Source organism: Bacillus sp. 2CMS4F, from assembly GCF_023161785.1.
Classification (GTDB): domain Bacteria; phylum Bacillota; class Bacilli; order Bacillales; family Bacillaceae; genus Bacillus; species Bacillus halotolerans.
In genome coordinates this window covers 34676-49546 of record NZ_JALNTO010000022.1, presented here as the reverse complement: position 1 = coordinate 49546, position 14871 = coordinate 34676, and the positions used below count along the sequence as shown (strand labels likewise).

The 14871-nt window shown below is 42.6% G+C and carries 15 protein-coding genes; 5 read left to right on the top strand and 10 right to left on the bottom strand.

The window, feature by feature from the left end:
* Positions 1-267: 267 nt before the first annotated feature.
* Complete coding sequence (locus MTN95_RS20805; protein WP_024120667.1) at positions 268-1152, bottom strand: nucleotidyltransferase-like protein; 885 nt, start codon at positions 1150-1152, stop codon at positions 268-270.
* Positions 1153-1358: 206 nt separating this feature from the next.
* On the opposite strand from MTN95_RS20805, the gene MTN95_RS20800 reads away from it, so the two are divergent.
* The gene (locus MTN95_RS20800; RefSeq protein ID WP_010333473.1) at positions 1359-1712 is read left to right on the top strand and encodes a YgzB family protein; all 354 of its coding nucleotides are present in this window, start codon (positions 1359-1361) and stop codon (positions 1710-1712) included.
* A gap of 30 nt (positions 1713-1742) precedes the next feature.
* Here the strand turns inward: MTN95_RS20800 and perR are convergent, their stop codons facing one another.
* Together perR and bcp are read right to left on the bottom strand one after the other, a co-directional pair.
* The gene (gene perR, locus MTN95_RS20795) at positions 1743-2180 is read right to left on the bottom strand and encodes a peroxide-responsive transcriptional repressor PerR (RefSeq protein WP_010333472.1); all 438 of its coding nucleotides are present in this window, start codon (positions 2178-2180) and stop codon (positions 1743-1745) included.
* A 135-nt stretch (positions 2181-2315) separates the two neighbouring features.
* Positions 2316-2789, bottom strand: a complete 474-nt coding sequence (bcp, locus tag MTN95_RS20790; protein ID WP_024120665.1) for a thioredoxin-dependent thiol peroxidase — start codon at positions 2787-2789, stop codon at positions 2316-2318.
* 150 nt (positions 2790-2939) lie between these two features.
* Here bcp and MTN95_RS20785 point away from each other — a divergent pair, with 150 nt between their 5' ends.
* Together MTN95_RS20785 and MTN95_RS20780 are read left to right on the top strand one after the other, a co-directional pair.
* Positions 2940-4229 (top strand): glutamate-1-semialdehyde 2,1-aminomutase, encoded by a 1290-nt coding sequence (locus tag MTN95_RS20785; RefSeq protein ID WP_248339882.1) that lies wholly within the window; start codon positions 2940-2942, stop codon positions 4227-4229.
* Positions 4230-4448: 219 nt separating this feature from the next.
* A complete protein-coding gene (locus MTN95_RS20780; protein WP_101860259.1) occupies positions 4449-5510 on the top strand; it encodes an aromatic acid exporter family protein in 1062 nt (353 codons plus the stop codon).
* 73 nt (positions 5511-5583) lie between these two features.
* Here the strand turns inward: MTN95_RS20780 and MTN95_RS20775 are convergent, their stop codons facing one another.
* From MTN95_RS20775 to fabL, 5 genes are all read right to left on the bottom strand, one after another.
* Positions 5584-7326: an ABC transporter ATP-binding protein gene (locus MTN95_RS20775; protein ID WP_248339880.1), complete on the bottom strand. Its 1743-nt coding sequence runs from the start codon at positions 7324-7326 to the stop codon at positions 5584-5586.
* Positions 7327-7410: 84 nt separating this feature from the next.
* Entirely contained in the window at positions 7411-7941 is a 531-nt protein-coding gene (gene ntdP, locus MTN95_RS20770) for a nucleoside tri-diphosphate phosphatase (protein ID WP_003239685.1), read from the bottom strand.
* 143 nt (positions 7942-8084) lie between these two features.
* The gene (locus MTN95_RS20765; protein WP_024120661.1) at positions 8085-8345 is read right to left on the bottom strand and encodes a YgaB family protein; all 261 of its coding nucleotides are present in this window, start codon (positions 8343-8345) and stop codon (positions 8085-8087) included.
* 172 nt (positions 8346-8517) lie between these two features.
* On the bottom strand, positions 8518-8775 hold the full coding sequence (gene sspE, locus MTN95_RS20760) for a gamma type acid-soluble spore protein SspE (RefSeq protein ID WP_024120660.1): 258 nt from the start codon (positions 8773-8775) through the stop codon (positions 8518-8520).
* Positions 8776-8845: 70 nt separating this feature from the next.
* Positions 8846-9598: an enoyl-[acyl-carrier-protein] reductase FabL gene (gene fabL / locus MTN95_RS20755; protein WP_248339878.1), complete on the bottom strand. Its 753-nt coding sequence runs from the start codon at positions 9596-9598 to the stop codon at positions 8846-8848.
* Between the two features lie 82 nt (positions 9599-9680).
* On the opposite strand from fabL, the gene MTN95_RS20750 reads away from it, so the two are divergent.
* The gene (locus tag MTN95_RS20750) at positions 9681-9905 is read left to right on the top strand and encodes a hypothetical protein (protein ID WP_024120659.1); all 225 of its coding nucleotides are present in this window, start codon (positions 9681-9683) and stop codon (positions 9903-9905) included.
* A 6-nt stretch (positions 9906-9911) separates the two neighbouring features.
* Here the strand turns inward: MTN95_RS20750 and mutY are convergent, their stop codons facing one another.
* Positions 9912-11027 carry an A/G-specific adenine glycosylase gene (gene mutY, locus MTN95_RS20745; protein WP_105954869.1) on the bottom strand — a complete coding sequence of 372 codons (1116 nt, stop codon included), beginning with the start codon at positions 11025-11027 and terminating at the stop codon, positions 9912-9914.
* Between the two features lie 216 nt (positions 11028-11243).
* Between mutY and MTN95_RS20740 the strand changes: the two genes are divergently transcribed.
* The gene (locus MTN95_RS20740) at positions 11244-12227 is read left to right on the top strand and encodes a metal-dependent hydrolase (protein WP_024120657.1); all 984 of its coding nucleotides are present in this window, start codon (positions 11244-11246) and stop codon (positions 12225-12227) included.
* Here MTN95_RS20740 and MTN95_RS20735 read toward each other — a convergent pair.
* Entirely contained in the window at positions 12224-14809 is a 2586-nt protein-coding gene (locus tag MTN95_RS20735; RefSeq protein WP_248339876.1) for a YfhO family protein, read from the bottom strand. The two genes, MTN95_RS20740 and MTN95_RS20735, sit on opposite strands and share 4 nt — an antisense overlap.
* Positions 14810-14871 lie beyond the last annotated feature (62 nt).

Genomic DNA, 14871 nt, shown 5'->3' with positions numbered 1-14871 from the left:
CCTGTGGTAACATCTGCGTGATCTGCATCGTGCAGACCTCAGTTTGACTGACTACGCACATCGCTGTGCGATTTATATTAAAAATTAAATTAACAGGTACGTTTTGTCTTGTTTAGTTTTCAAAGATCATCCGCCACTTCTTTAAGAAGCGACTTTATTAGTATAACATTTCGACTTTGTTTTGTCAAATGTTTTTTATTTTATTTCTCCGCCGCTGTGAACTTATTTTTCAGAAGCGCATCAGCGACGTTTAATAATATACCATGCTCAGGAATCAGAGTCAACATCTTTTTTAAAAGAATATCCTCGATGAAAGACAGCCTGTCCTTTGGTTTCAATTCGGCACACGCTGATAAGACCTTTTTCCGTCAGGTAATCAAGCATGACGCCAAGGTCTTGAGTGAAATGTTTTAAGTCAGGATGCTGAAGAAGCTCGCTAAATTGCCAGATGTCCTTTTCTTTCATCACTTCGAAAAGATGTGCTGAACCAATCTCAGCTTTAGAATGAATCAGAAAATCATTTGCTAAGAATAATAATTCAAGCCTTTTTTCCAAGCTTTCGTGGCTTTCAATCAGCTCGGAATATAATTTGTACACTTGAGGCTCCATCTGACGCACTTGACTCCACACAGTGGTTTCCGGGTGGAATCCTCTGTCGATTACTTCAATACGTGCTAGATGATGCAACGCATGAACTACCGCATTGTAGGCATCTAAAAATTGATTAGCTTCAAAGAAAGCTTTTCCTTCAACGTACCTTCTAATTAACTTGCCGTATTCAAGACCGATCTTCAGTTTGCGTTCTGCAAACGGAAAAGTATTAAGCCTGTCGATAAGCTCAGCAATATACTCATTGCGGTCAAACATGACTCTTCCGTTTACAATCCAATCTATGATTCTTCTATTTGTGCCGAGCAAAATCCATTCTTGAACCTGAGCGTCAGTTATCACATGCAAAGAGGCTGTTTTGTGATCAAATTCATAATGCTTTATAAAAACAGGCTTATCAGACTGCTTTACAATGACAAGCAAAGCGGCATCAAAGTTATCTGTTATGGAAGACGTTTTGTTTCTTCTCTCAATCATAATAACAGCCAATGTATTGGGATGACTTGCTCTTTCTTGGTAAATTGGACGGAGAAGATTTTCCATCACTATTCCTCCAATGCAATTGTTCAATTTTTTTATTCTCTATTTGATTCAATTCTATGGTTAAATCGAAATTCCTTTTTTCTAAACACATTGAACTATTATAAACAATTTCAAAGCAAGTCTCCATATTTAAATTCCATTTCAAACGAAAACATGAAGAAAATACCATCAGGTTTGTGCTATATTTAATTCAGAGGGGGATGGACATGGCGAAATACTCCAGCAAAATTAATAAAATCAGAACGTTTGCGTTAAGTTTGGTTTTCGTTGGGTTTATCATTATGTACATCGGGATCTTTTTTAAGGAATCCGTTTTGCTTTCGAGTTTGTTTATGATACTTGGGCTTTTATCTATCGGACTCAGCACGGTTGTTTATTTTTGGATCGGCATGCTCTCGACCAAAGCGGTTCGGGTCATTTGTCCAGGCTGTGAAAAAGAGACCAAGGTTTTAGGCAGAGTAGATATGTGTATGCATTGCAGAGAGCCGCTGACTTTAGATCAAAGCTTAGAAGGAAAAGAATTTGATGAGTCTTATAATAAGAAGAAAATGTCGAAATAAATAAGCTGACCGTTTCGCGGTCAGCTTATTTTAATGGTTTTCTTTTTTTGAACATTCTTGGCAGACGCCGTAAATTTCTAAACGGTGGTGGCTTACTTTAAAGCCGGTCACATGTGCAGCGAGCTGCTCCACTTCATCAAGGCCGGGATAGTGGAAGTCCACAATTTTACCGCAGCTTTCACAAATAGCGTGATAGTGATCGGATGTAACAAAATCAAATCTGCTGGAAGCATCACCATATGTGAGCTCTTTTACCAGGCCGGATTCCCGGAACACACGCAAGTTGTTATATACCGTCGCTACGCTCATGTTAGGAAATTTCCCTTCCAGAGCTTTATATATATCGTCCGCTGTTGGATGAGCCATAGAGTTAACGAGATATTCCAGAATCGCATGACGTTGAGGAGTAATGCGAACTCCGGTTTCCTTCAACGTTTCTAAGGCTTCTTTTAGTTCATGTGCAGCCATCCGTCATGCACCTCTCTTCTAAAAAAGATTCTTACATTATAATGTTTATAATTAGTGTAACTCTTTTTACGATAATTTGTCAATTGATATTAGGGTAAAAGTTGCAGTATATGCTATTGAGGCTGATTGACGATTTTACTTTCCCGACATATCTTTCAGCGTCTGGAGCGCTTCGGCTACATGGTCTTTCACTTTTACCTTTCTCCATTCTTTAATGAGCCGGCCTTCTTTGTCAATTAAAAAAGTGGAGCGTTCAATCCCCATATATTCTTTTCCGAAGTTTTTCTTCAGTTTCCATACATCAAACGCCTCCGCCAGCTTGTGCTCGTCATCGACAAGCAGCAAAAACGGCAGATTATGCTTCTCTTTAAATTTCCCGTGTTTTTCCTCGCTGTCCGGGCTGACGCCGATAATCACAGCATCCAGCTCAGCGAAGTTTTCGTGGCTGTCACGAAAATCGCATGCTTCAGTTGTGCATCCCGGTGTCATGTCTTTTGGATAAAAGTAAAGGACGATATACTTCCCTTCATAATCCGATAATTTTACTATCTCCCCATGATCGCCTTTCAACTCAATATCAGGCGCTTTTTGTCCGATTTCAATAGTCATTTCTTTACCTCCGGATGTTTTTGTATTAAGCGTATCCAATTCTTGTCCAGATTACAACTATGACCCTGTATCTGAGCCTGAATCCGTTGTTCTTGTATGGAAGCATGCTACAATAGAGGGGACGCAAGGAGATATGGGAGGTTATTATTTTTGTATACAAAATCAGTTGAACTTCACCGTGAAGCATTAGAGCATATTGTCGGCGGTGTAAACAGCCCTTCAAGATCATATAAAGCAGTTGGCGGGGGTTCTCCTGTTGCAATGGAGAAAGCAAATGGCGCTTATTTTTGGGACGTCGACGGAAACAAATACATTGATTATTTGGCGGCTTACGGGCCGATCATCACCGGACATGCCCACCCGCATATTACAGAGGCGATTAAAAAAGCCGCGGAAAACGGTGTATTATATGGAACACCGACAAAACATGAGGTTACTTTTGCAAAGATGCTGAAGGAAGCCATCCCTGCTATGGATAAAGTAAGATTCGTCAATTCAGGGACAGAAGCTGTGATGACGACCATCCGTGTGGCTCGCGCTTACACAGGCCGCACCAAAATTATTAAATTTGCAGGCTGTTATCACGGCCATTCAGATCTTGTGCTCGTAGCGGCCGGCTCCGGTCCGTCTACTCTGGGCACGCCTGACTCAGCCGGTGTACCGAAAAGCATTGCAAACGAGGTTATTACAGTTCCATTTAATGATATTGACAGCTACAAAGCGGCCTTAGATAAATGGGGCAGTGAAATCGCAGCGGTTCTCGTTGAACCGATTGTCGGCAACTTCGGTATCGTTGAGCCAAAAGAAGGTTTCTTAGAACAAGTAAACGAACTGACACACAATGCGGGCGCCCTCGTTATTTATGATGAAGTCATTACTGCTTTCCGGTTTATGTATGGCGGTGCTCAGGATCTTTTACAGGTGAAACCGGATTTAACTGCACTCGGAAAAATTATTGGCGGCGGACTTCCAATTGGAGCCTATGGCGGCAAACAAGAAATTATGGAGCAAGTCGCACCGCTCGGCCCTGCATATCAGGCAGGAACAATGGCCGGAAACCCCGCTTCTATTTTATCCGGCATTGCTTGCCTGGAAGTGCTGAAAAAGGAAGGCGTGTATGAAAAGCTTGACCATCTTGGCGCTATGCTTGAGGAAGGCATTTTGGCACACGCAGAAACCCACGGCATCACAATAACAGTCAATCGGTTAAAGGGTGCGCTGACGGTATACTTCTCTGATGAGAAAGTAGAAAATTACGATCAGGCAGAACGCAGTGACGGTGAAACATTCGCTACGTTTTTCAAGCTGATGCTGGAGCGCGGCATTAACCTCGCACCTTCTAAATATGAAGCGTGGTTTATTACAACAGCGCATACAGAGCAGGATATTAAAGATACGCTTGCTGCTGTTGAGGATGCTTTTAAACATCTTAAAAAGTAATATTGCACATCCCCGGACAGGAGCTTTCAGCTCCTGTTTTTTTGTAGTTTTAAAAAGCGTGTAAGATTTTGGTCATTTTCTTGAAAAATAGCTTGAATAATTGTATTGATCCCTGTATATTACTTAATTGTTTAGCAAATAAACTCACAGGGAATTTTAAGGATTAGCCATTTGCTAGGTCAAACAATTTATTATAGAAAGGAATGCACGCACAAACCAATGAAACTTGGTGCCCGCATTTTCAAAACAGGGATCGCGATTACGCTGGCTCTTTATTTAGCTTCGTGGATCGGACTTCCCGCACCGATTTTTGCTGGGATTGCAGCGATATTTGCGATCCAGCCGTCAATTTACCGCTCTTTTCTTATTATTATTGATCAGGTTCAGGCAAATATTATCGGAGCTGTTATTGCCACAGTGTTCGGTCTTATTTTCGGACCCAGTCCGATTATGATCGGATTGACAGCAGTTATTGTTATTACCATAATGCTGAAGCTTAAAATTGAACATACGATTTCGATTGCTCTTGTTACAGTTATTGCGATTTTAGAATCTGCCGGTGACGACTTCTTAATGTTTGCGCTGATCAGAACAAGCACAGTCATTTTAGGGGTACTTTCTTCCTTTATCGTCAACCTGGTGTTCCTGCCGCCTAAGTACGAGACAAAGCTGATTCATAACACAGTCGAAAACACTGAAGAAATTATGAAATGGATCAGGCTGATTATGCGCCAGTCAACAGAGCATTCGATTTTGAAAGAGGATATTGAAAAACTGAAAGAAAAAATGATCAAGCTTGATCAGACATATCTTCTATATAAAGAAGAAAGAAGCTACTTTAAGAAAACGACTTACGTGAAATCAAGAAAACTTGTCCTGTTCAGACAGGCGATAATAACCGCAAACCGGGCGCTCGACACGCTGAAGAAGCTGCATCGCCTGGAAAACGAGATTTATCATATGCCTGAAGAGTTTCAGGAAACGCTGACTGAAGAACTTGATTACCTGCTTCATTGGCACGAGCGGATTTTGATGAGGTTTGTCGGCAAAATTAAACCGCATGATGATACAGATGAAGAAGGCATCCAATACAAACAGCTGCTGACAAAGTCATTTCTTAGAAACCAGCGCAACTCAGATGATGAGCTTCTTGATTATAATATGCTTAATATTATGGCAAGCGCTGTGGAATACCGCGAGCAGCTTGAACATTTAGAAACACTTATTACAAGCTTTCAAACGTACCATCCGAAAGACTGCGAATTGGAAATAGAAGAGTAGCCCGGTTCACATCACCGGGTTTTTTTATACAAAAAAATCTTATATCCTTGATCAAAGGATATAAGATTGATGTTTAGCTCAAGTTTTGAATTGTGAATAAGTGCTTGTATTGACTGTCATAATCCATCAGTTCATCATGGGTTCCGGTTTCGATGATTGTTCCGTTTTCCATGACAACAATTTTATCCGCATGTGTGATGGTTGATAAGCGGTGGGCCACAACAAAAGTTGTTCTGTCCTTCGCCAGCTTGTCCATCGCTTCTTGAATGTAGTGCTCACTTTCAAGATCCAAAGCTGAAGTAGCTTCATCCAAGATCAGCAGCGGCGGATTTTTCAGAAATACACGCGCAATGGAAATCCGCTGTTTTTGTCCCCCCGAGAGCTTAACGCCTCTTTCTCCCACACGGGTCTCATACCCTTCCGGAAAACTCATAATAAAATCATGTGCATTGGCTGCTTTTGCGGCTTCCATAATGTCTTCAAGCGTGGCATCAGGTTTTCCGATCGCAATATTTTCTCTAATCGTTTCACTGAATAAAAAGGTATCCTGAAGCACCATGCCAACCTGATTGCGCAGGCTTCTTGCTTCATAATCCCGAATATCTGTCCCGTCAATCAATAGTTTGCCGCTTGATACATCATAAAACCTTGGAATCAGGCTGACGAGCGTGGATTTCCCTCCGCCGCTCATTCCAACGAGGGCTACGGTTTCTCCTCTGGTTACTTTTAAAGACACATCGTGAAGGATGTTTTCTTTTCCCTTTTCATATTGAAACGACACATTTCGAAATTCGACTTCTCCGCGGATATCGTCAGCTTTGATAGCATTTGGTTTGTCAGTCAGTTCATACGGCTCGTCAATAAATTCAAATACCCTGTCCATTGAAGCGATTGACTGCGTCAAGGTAGTAGAAGAATTAATCAGCCTTCTGACAGGGTTATACATTCTGTCGATATACCCGACAAACGCAACCATCGTTCCGACTGTCAGCGGTCCGTTGATGACAAAATAGCCGGCAAATGCAATCACGATGAGCGGTGCCAGATCTGTAATAGTGTTGACAACCGCAAAGGTTTTGGCATTCCAATTCGTATGACGGATTGCTTTATCTAAGAAATGGCTGTTTTTTTCGTTAAAGTTGGCCTGCTCATGGTCTTCTATCGCAAAGCTTCTGATCACCGGCATGCCTTGAATCCGTTCATGCAAATGCCCCTGTACCTGAGCAAGCGCCTGTGACCGCTCTCTTGTCAGCTTTCTTAAACGGCCGTAAAAATACTTCACTGATATACCGTATAACGGAAACAAAATGATGGAAATAAGCGTTAATTTAACGTCCAGTGTCAGCATGATAGAGATCACGATCAAAATCGTCAGCATATCGAGCCATATATTCATCAGACCTGTGATCACAAAATCCTTTGTTTGTTCCACGTCATTGATGACTCGGGAAATGACTTCCCCTGTTCTAGTATTCGCATAGAAACGAAGGCTCAGCTTCTGTATATGATCAAACAGCTTGGCTCTTATATCATAGAGTACCTTGCTGGCTGTCCACTGGGCAAAATATTGCCGATAATATTCAACAGGCGGGCGCAAAATTAAAAATAAGGCGAACATGATCGCCATAATGGTGAACAATGACGTTGTTTTGTCACTGGCCGTGCCGCCTCCTTGAATAATGTCGTCAACTACGTACTTCAGAAGCAATGGGAGAGCAAGCGGAATGGAGAATTTTACGATCCCGATTAATACTGTTATGAAAATTTGCTTCTTATAAGGTTTGACGAATTGCATATAGCGTTTCATAACCCCCACGTTGATTCCCCCTCTCTTTATCATGATGTGTGTGAGCCCATGTGAAAAACCTGTTGTACCCCGCAACAGGTTTTTACGTAACCATTATTTTGTATAGCGCAAATACCGTTCATACCACATATCGACAAACTCGGGTGCAAACGGGCCCTGCCGCTGATGAATCCAATGGAGCAACGTGTTTAAGTAGTCTCTTAAAATACTGTCAATTTCTTTTGGATAATTCATGGATTTTCGATGATCATCATATTCGTCTTCATCGAGAATATTGTAAGTCATGTCAGGAAAAACCTTAACATCTAAGTCATAATCAATATATTTAATTGCTTCGCCATCATAGGCAAACGGAGAACTGATGTTGCAATAATAATGAACCCCGTCTTCCCTCAGCATCCCGATGACATTAAACCATTGTCTTGCGTGAAAATAACAGATTGCGGGCTCTCTGGTTATCCATGTCCGGCCGTCTGATTCGGTTACCATCGTCCGGTCATTGGCTCCGATGACACACATTTCTGTACTTTTTAAGATTGTTGTCTCATTCCAAATTCTATGAATCAGCCCATTATGCTTATAGCTGTGAATTTGAATGGTTTCTCCTTCCTTGGGATAACCCATATTTCTCCCCTACTTTCTATAAAGCCCTACAGTTAGTATGTCCAAATTTGCTTACCGACAACGTCTTTTACCTATTATAACGTTACAAATTGAAAAATGAAAATAAAAGAGCCATTCCGGCTTGGGAATGGCACATTCCTGCTCTACACATAGGAAGACGGCTTTTCTGAGCTGCGATATGAACGAATCACCTGCTCTGTCTGTTTTTGAAATGTATCCTGTATATCAGCAAGATGCTTTCGTTTTACCGCAATTTCATCCTGAATACCGCGCAGCCTTGCGTCCCTTTCCAAGTGCCGGAGTTCTGCTTCGATTTCTTTGCAGCGGTCGAGCTCTGATTGGAGATCGAGAAGCTTGTCCATCGTTTTCATCTGTTCTATTACCAGCTTTTCAAATTCCGTCATCGGTTCCTCCTTCAGCCTGGTCAAAGTCTAAACGTTTCCACCATTAATCATTTCGATTCTGATTTGGCAAACCCTTTGACTCATTCTGTTGAGCTTTCACAAGTTTTGTCGTTTTTCAAACAGAAAAAAGCACTTCCACCCGAAGATGAAGTGCTTTTTTCTGTTTCAGTGATTAGCTGTTTTGTTGTTTGTTTTGTTCAGCAGATTGGTTTTGCTGTCTTACCTGCTGTGTGTTAGTTTCGCTTGCGAATTCAGTGCCGAATTGACCTTGTTGGCCAGCAGCTGATTGTTGGTTTTGTTTTCTGACTTGCTGAGCGTTTGTTTCGCTAGCAAATTCAGTGCCGAATTGACCTTGACCAGCAGCTGATTGTTGGTTTTGTTTTCTGACTTGTTGAGCGTTTGTTTTGCTGAAGTTATTTGAGTTAGCCATTGTTATCACCTCCACGGTCATTAGAATGTGCAGGTAATCGAGTGGCTATTCCTTTTTTCAAAAAAATTTTTTAAACGAGCAGTGAGCGCCCGCCGTCAACGATAATGGTCTGGCCGCGGATCATGTCAGCTTTTGATGACACTAAAAATTCAACCGTATCAACCATATCTTTAATCTCGACCATACGTCCCGCCGGGGTATTTTGACGCGCATCCTCCAAAAGGTCGTCTCTGTTCGGGAAGTGTTTGAGCGCATCTGTGTCAATCGCTCCGCCTGATACCGCATTTACGATAATCTGTTTTGGTGAAAGCTCTACTGCGAGATAACGGGTTAAAGCCTCTAACGCAGCTTTTGACACACCAACTGTCGTATAGTTTTCAAGGTAGCGGATTGAACCTAATGAGCTGATGCTGACGATATGACCGCCGCCGTTTTTCTCCATCAGCTTTGCCGCTTCCTGAGCGCAGAAAAGCAAGGCTTTTGCATTGATGTTCATCGTCCAGTCCCAATGTGTCTCCTCTAATTCCATAACCGGTCTCAGCACGCCTGATGCAGCATTATTAACAAAAACATCCAGTCTTCCAAAGGTTTCATCAATTTGCTGAAACATCTCTTTAATTTTTGCGGGCTGTCCTACGTTTGCTTTTACGGTAAGCACTTTCACGCCAAGTTTTTCGATTTCTTCCGCTGTTTCCAGAGCGGCTTTTTTGCTGCGTGCATAGTTAATGACAATATTATAGCCGTTTTCCGCAAGTCTGAGCGCCGCTGCTTTTCCGACGCCGCGGCTGCTTCCTGTTACGAGTGCGCATTTATTTTGTTCCATTTTTTCCTCAGCTCCTTGTAGCGTATAGTTCTCTTCATTCCACAAACAATAATGGCAAGAACTTTAAAGGGGGTCTTCTGTTATGTATGTCGGAAGAGATATGAGCGAATTGACCATGATTTCCAAAAAGGACTGGAAAAACAGTGAACTCGCCTTTTTTCATCATGCCTTTCAGCAAATTATGCCTTATTTGAACGAAGAAGGCCAATCAAAATACCGTGAATTAACGCAAGAGATTGAAGCGCGCGGCGGAATGAAGCGCAATGAAGCAGACTACAGCCACGGCACGCGCGTCAGTTATGATTAAGGACTCTTACCGAGCAGCCGAATTAAATGACCCGGCTGCTTCCACTGCCATCTTCCAAATTTTCTGGTGTGACACTGGAAACGCGAATTCTTCAAGCTCTTCCTTCGTTACTTTTTTCAGGTCTGCAGTATCCGACACTTGTTTTACTTTACCGAAAAACACAGAAATATTCCATACCAGGTGGGTGAAAACATGTTCCACTACACCTTGGAGGTCACTGATTTCAGCTTTTATGCCAAAATCACTTTCTAAAAATGCAGTGAGCTGCTCGCGCTCTGTTTTGATTCCTTTTTGCGTTTCAAGATTCGGGAATTCCCACAGATTGGCAAGCAGTCCCTTAGACGGGCGTTTATGAATATAGACTTGTCCGTCATCATCTGTAAGCACAATTGCAGCCATTGTTTTGATCCCCGGTTTCTTCTTTTTGCTTTTCACCGGGAGTTCTCGTTCAGTGCCTTCTGCAAACGCTGAGCAATGCTGCTGAACAGGACAAAGCAGGCAAGAAGGTGATTTCGGCGTACAGATGATGGCTCCCAGCTCCATTAAACCCTGATTGAATTCAGAGGGTTTTTCTTTTGAAATAAACGCACGGACTGCTTCTTCAAAAATCGTTCTTGTTTTTGGCTTGGCAATATCATCCCAGATGGACAGAATTCTCGACATGACACGCATCACATTTCCGTCAACCGCGGGAATCGGTTTATTGTATGCGATGCTTAGCACCGCTCCTTTTGTGTAAGGGCCTACGCCTTTTAAGCCGCCAAACTCTTTTTCTTCCGATGGAACAACTCCTCCGTATTGCTGCTTCACTTCTTGTACCGCGCTTTGCAGGTTTCTGACCCGCGAATAATAACCGAGACCTTCCCATGCTTTGAGCACTTTTTCTTCATCGGCATCAGCGAGCGCTTCTACTGTCGGGAATTGCTCCACAAACCGTAAAAAGTAAGGAATGACCGTCTCTACCCTCGTTTGCTGGAGCATCACTTCAGATACCCACACCTTATATGGGTCTTGGTCCTCTCTCCACGGCAGAATGCGCTGTTCTCTTTCGAACCAGTTAATTAAATCATTTTGAAATTGCTGTATATCTTTTTGTTTTATCTTATCTTCAAGTACGTTCATATGTGTTTCTCCCCAGTCTCTCGCGCCCCGCTTTTCTTTAGACTGTTTTTTGTTGTACACTAAGGGCACAGTACGATAATATGTTACATTAAATAGAAGTAAAGAAAAAGCGGAAACATATGAGAACGATTAAACAGGTTAAAAGATTGGGTATATAAAAATAGGTAATGTCTTACAAAAGTGAATGTGCAGGATACACCTGCAAGGAGGTCACCTATGGATACGGGCACACATGTTGTCATGGGCATCGCCCTCGGCGGAATCGCGACACTGGATCCGGTTGTCGGAACAGATCCGGCAATGGCACACGCAGTCATGATCGCTACGCTTGCGGGCTCACAGGCTCCTGATATTGATACTGTGTTAAAACTTAAAAACAATGCTGTTTATATAAGAAATCACAGAGGCTTTACCCATTCTATTCCCGCCGTTTTGTTTTGGTCTGTCATCATTCCGGCGATTTTGTATTTATTTTATCCGCAGGCTGATTTTCTGCATCTGTGGCTGTGGACATTGCTGGCAGTTGTGCTGCATGTATTTGTTGACATTTTCAACGCGTACGGTACACAAGCCATCCGGCCGTTTTCGAAAAAATGGGTGGCACTCGGGCTGATTAACACATTTGATCCGTTTATATTTATCAGCCATCTGGCGGCCATCGCGGTTTGGTATGTCGGCGGCAGCCCCGGAATCACATTTCTCACCTTATACGTCATACTGGCAGGCTATTATATCTTGCGCCTGATGATGCAGCTGCGAATCAAACGGCAGCTCCGTGAGATGATTCATGAAGAGATCGAAAGCATTATCATTTCACCGACGATGAAATTCAGGCAATGGCGGATTGCGGTTACGACTGCGCATGCTTTTTATGTAGGAAGGAGCATGGACGGGCATGTGGTGATACTTGATACGTTTAATCGGGTGCCTGTTCCTGAAACCGACGTTATGCAAGCGGCGAAGCAGGATGATAACATTGCGGCGTTTTTGTCGTTCTCCCCGGTTTACAGGTGGGAAGTGGATACGTATAAGGATCATTACGAGGTACGGTTTATTGACCTGCGTTATCGGAGTAAAGGGCACTATCCGTTTGTGGCAATCGTTCATATCAGCCATGATCTTGAGATACGCTCATCTTATACCGGCTGGATATTCAGCGAAGAAAAGCTTCAGAAAAAATTAAAGCTCGGCTCTATTTAGAGCCGGGCTTTTTTGCGTCTTGTATAAAAAACAGCTAAGAGCAGGCTGATGAAAGAGATCACTGCGGATATTTTAAAATATGGCGGATAGTAGGTGAGTTCAATTTGATTGTCTCCCTTTTGCGCCTTAAAACCGATAAAAGTGTAATCGGCTTTTTCAATTTTCTGCTGTTTTCCGTTAATTTTCAGCTCCCAGCCTTTCTCATACGGAATCGGGAGCATGATGTACTGGGGTTTGGAATTGCGATATGTGAATGTCAGCTTGTTTTTATTCCATTCCAGGCTTTCTGTTTTCTCCGTTTTGTTTTGCGACGCAGCGTTTTTTAATGTTTGATAATTTTCTTCATAAAGCGCGATATGTGAAAGCTCGTACGTTCCTTTCGGAAGCCTGATTGAGATATGATCTGCTTTAGGCACTCTGATGGTCAAATCGTTTACTCCCGTTTTATAGATCGATTGATTTGATTTTCTTGTTGTGACATAATCATTTACCTTTAGCGTAAATCCTTTGTCTCTTGCTTTGCTTTTCAAATAAAAACTGACATAGTAATCGCCCGGACCGACTGATGGCTTTTTCGGGGTGATGATCAATTCTCCTCCGCTTTCTCCAGTTACAGTCAGGAGTCCGTTTTGATATTGAGCTTGTTTTGCAGTGATGTCCGATTTGAAAATCAGATTCGTCAGATCAGGGGGCTGCTCTGTTTTTTCAGTTGGATCTGCTAATACAATTCCTTTGAGCATCGCTTGCTCTTTTGCAAGTGCCGGCAACTTTTTCAGGTCACTTTCTGCGTAAACTCTTTCGGCTGATTTGACGAAAGGAAGCATATATTGATTTTCATAAACGGTGTAGTGCTCTGATTCCATATGTTTTGTAAAGCCGTATGGAACATTCGCTTCGTTTATTTTTTCCGTCATATAGTATCTGCCGTAAAGCAGGCTGTACAAATTCGCTCTGTCCCCCAATGAAGCGTAGCGGCTGACGCTTTCTCTTCCCATATCGATGCGAAGATCATTCCAATAGAAGGAGAGCAAGTGGCTGTTTAAAATGCTCGAGTAGGCGCTGAATCCATTAAATCCGTAAATAATCGGAGTGTTATTGCGGACGCCATTCATCCAGTCGATTCTCATGAGCGGGTCATTGTCTTCCTTTTGCACACGTCTGATGAGCTGAGATTGTTCGTCTCCTTTGTATTCCTCGCTTGTAATATAGGATTTTGAGACACTGTCCAGCCCGCCTCCTTCTGAGAGCGCATATTTCTGATAGGTGTTAGCGACAAGCAGCGAAGACAGAACCACCACACCGTATACAGCCAGCTTTGCCCGTTTTTTCACAAAAGCTGCGGCAAACAAAGCAGCGATTGTCAGGAACAAAAGCAGTAGGATGCTTTCATTCGCTGGCTTCCATATATCAAGCTCATACCTTTGGACATGATACCAATAAAGAAGCAGAACAATCGCTGCTGCAGGAAGCAGTTCTTTCCGCCTCAGCTCCTGCAGCTGTGATAAACCTGCGGCGGCTGCTCCGGCGATTGTAAAGGCCAAAATATATTCAAACCGGTTTTGCGGTGCGGAAAAGCCATTAAAGGCGCTTGCCGCGTACGGACTGAAATGAAAGAGGATAAACAGAAGGCTCAATCCGGCAAAAAGGCGAAACACCCGGTGTTTATAAAAAGAAATGACAAACAAAAACAGCAAAAAGATGGCTGGCACCACGATAATCCTGCTTGAAAATAAAATATTATCATCGAAATTCAGCCACTCTATTTTTTCATTATACGGAGGACGCAGGTTATTTAAATACCCGTAAACCACCGGCACAAATACCGCCGCACTGATACCGAAAGAAATGAGTCCCGAGACTAAAAACATTCTGCATTGAACCCATTTTTTCACTTCATGATCTTCCAGCTTGATCAGCCATCTGAACAAAATATAAATTCCAATAAAAATCAGATTTATGTATGCAAAGTAAAAATTGTTGATTAAGCTCAGTGAGCAAGCAATGATAAACCATGCCGGACGCCGCTCCCTGATGATTTTTTCCGCTCCGAGCACGAGAAGCGGAAGCCAAATCATTGTATCGGTGAAAAATTCCCAATACGCTTCGTGGCGAAAGTAAATGATCGATACTCCGTATAGTACAGCACCCGTAAACGCCGCTGCTCTGTGTTTGAGCAAATAGCTGAAAACAGAAGCTGCTGTAAAAATAATCAGACTCAGCTTAAAAATGCTGATAAAAACGGCTGACTGTGCCCAAAAAAGCGTGTCCGCCTCACCGATAAGATGAACGGATTGCAGCAGCCATACTGCGGCGGATGTCGCAAGAAAAAGGAAAGAAGCAGAAAAATAATAGCCAAGCTGACTGAATGTGCCACCGCCGAGTCCGAATGAATAATGATAGAAAAAGTTTCCTTGCGTGTATTGTTCATATAATAATTTCTTAAATACGATCATTTGCGCCAGTCCGTCACCGGGACCGGTCATATATCTGCCTTCCGCCCATTCTTTCACAAAAAAAGCGTGGGCAAGAACGGCTATGAACAGACTGGCCGCATAAATCATGACATGTTTTCTTTTTTTCATAAGGATTCTCCAGTCTTGCCGTTAACTGTAAGCATGCAAAAAAGCACTGCCAATGGCAATTG

Excerpts from the sequence above, each read along its gene's own strand:
- MTN95_RS20805 (WP_024120667.1), bottom strand. The coding sequence starts at position 1,152 with ATGGAAAATCTTCTCCGTCCAATTTACCAAGAAAGAGCAAGTCATCCC.
- MTN95_RS20800 (WP_010333473.1), top strand. The coding sequence starts at position 1,359 with ATGGCGAAATACTCCAGCAAAATTAATAAAATCAGAACGTTTGCGTTA.
- perR (WP_010333472.1), bottom strand. The coding sequence starts at position 2,180 with ATGGCTGCACATGAACTAAAAGAAGCCTTAGAAACGTTGAAGGAAACC.
- bcp (WP_024120665.1), bottom strand. The coding sequence starts at position 2,789 with ATGACTATTGAAATCGGACAAAAAGCGCCTGATATTGAGTTGAAAGGC.
- MTN95_RS20780 (WP_101860259.1), top strand. The coding sequence starts at position 4,449 with ATGAAACTTGGTGCCCGCATTTTCAAAACAGGGATCGCGATTACGCTG.
- ntdP (WP_003239685.1), bottom strand. The coding sequence starts at position 7,941 with ATGGGTTATCCCAAGGAAGGAGAAACCATTCAAATTCACAGCTATAAG.
- MTN95_RS20765 (WP_024120661.1), bottom strand. The coding sequence starts at position 8,345 with ATGACGGAATTTGAAAAGCTGGTAATAGAACAGATGAAAACGATGGAC.
- sspE (WP_024120660.1), bottom strand. The coding sequence starts at position 8,775 with ATGGCTAACTCAAATAACTTCAGCAAAACAAACGCTCAACAAGTCAGA.
- fabL (WP_248339878.1), bottom strand. The coding sequence starts at position 9,598 with ATGGAACAAAATAAATGCGCACTCGTAACAGGAAGCAGCCGCGGCGTC.
- MTN95_RS20750 (WP_024120659.1), top strand. The coding sequence starts at position 9,681 with ATGTATGTCGGAAGAGATATGAGCGAATTGACCATGATTTCCAAAAAG.
- mutY (WP_105954869.1), bottom strand. The coding sequence starts at position 11,027 with ATGAACGTACTTGAAGATAAGATAAAACAAAAAGATATACAGCAATTT.
- MTN95_RS20740 (WP_024120657.1), top strand. The coding sequence starts at position 11,244 with ATGGATACGGGCACACATGTTGTCATGGGCATCGCCCTCGGCGGAATC.
- MTN95_RS20735 (WP_248339876.1), bottom strand. The coding sequence starts at position 14,809 with ATGAAAAAAAGAAAACATGTCATGATTTATGCGGCCAGTCTGTTCATA.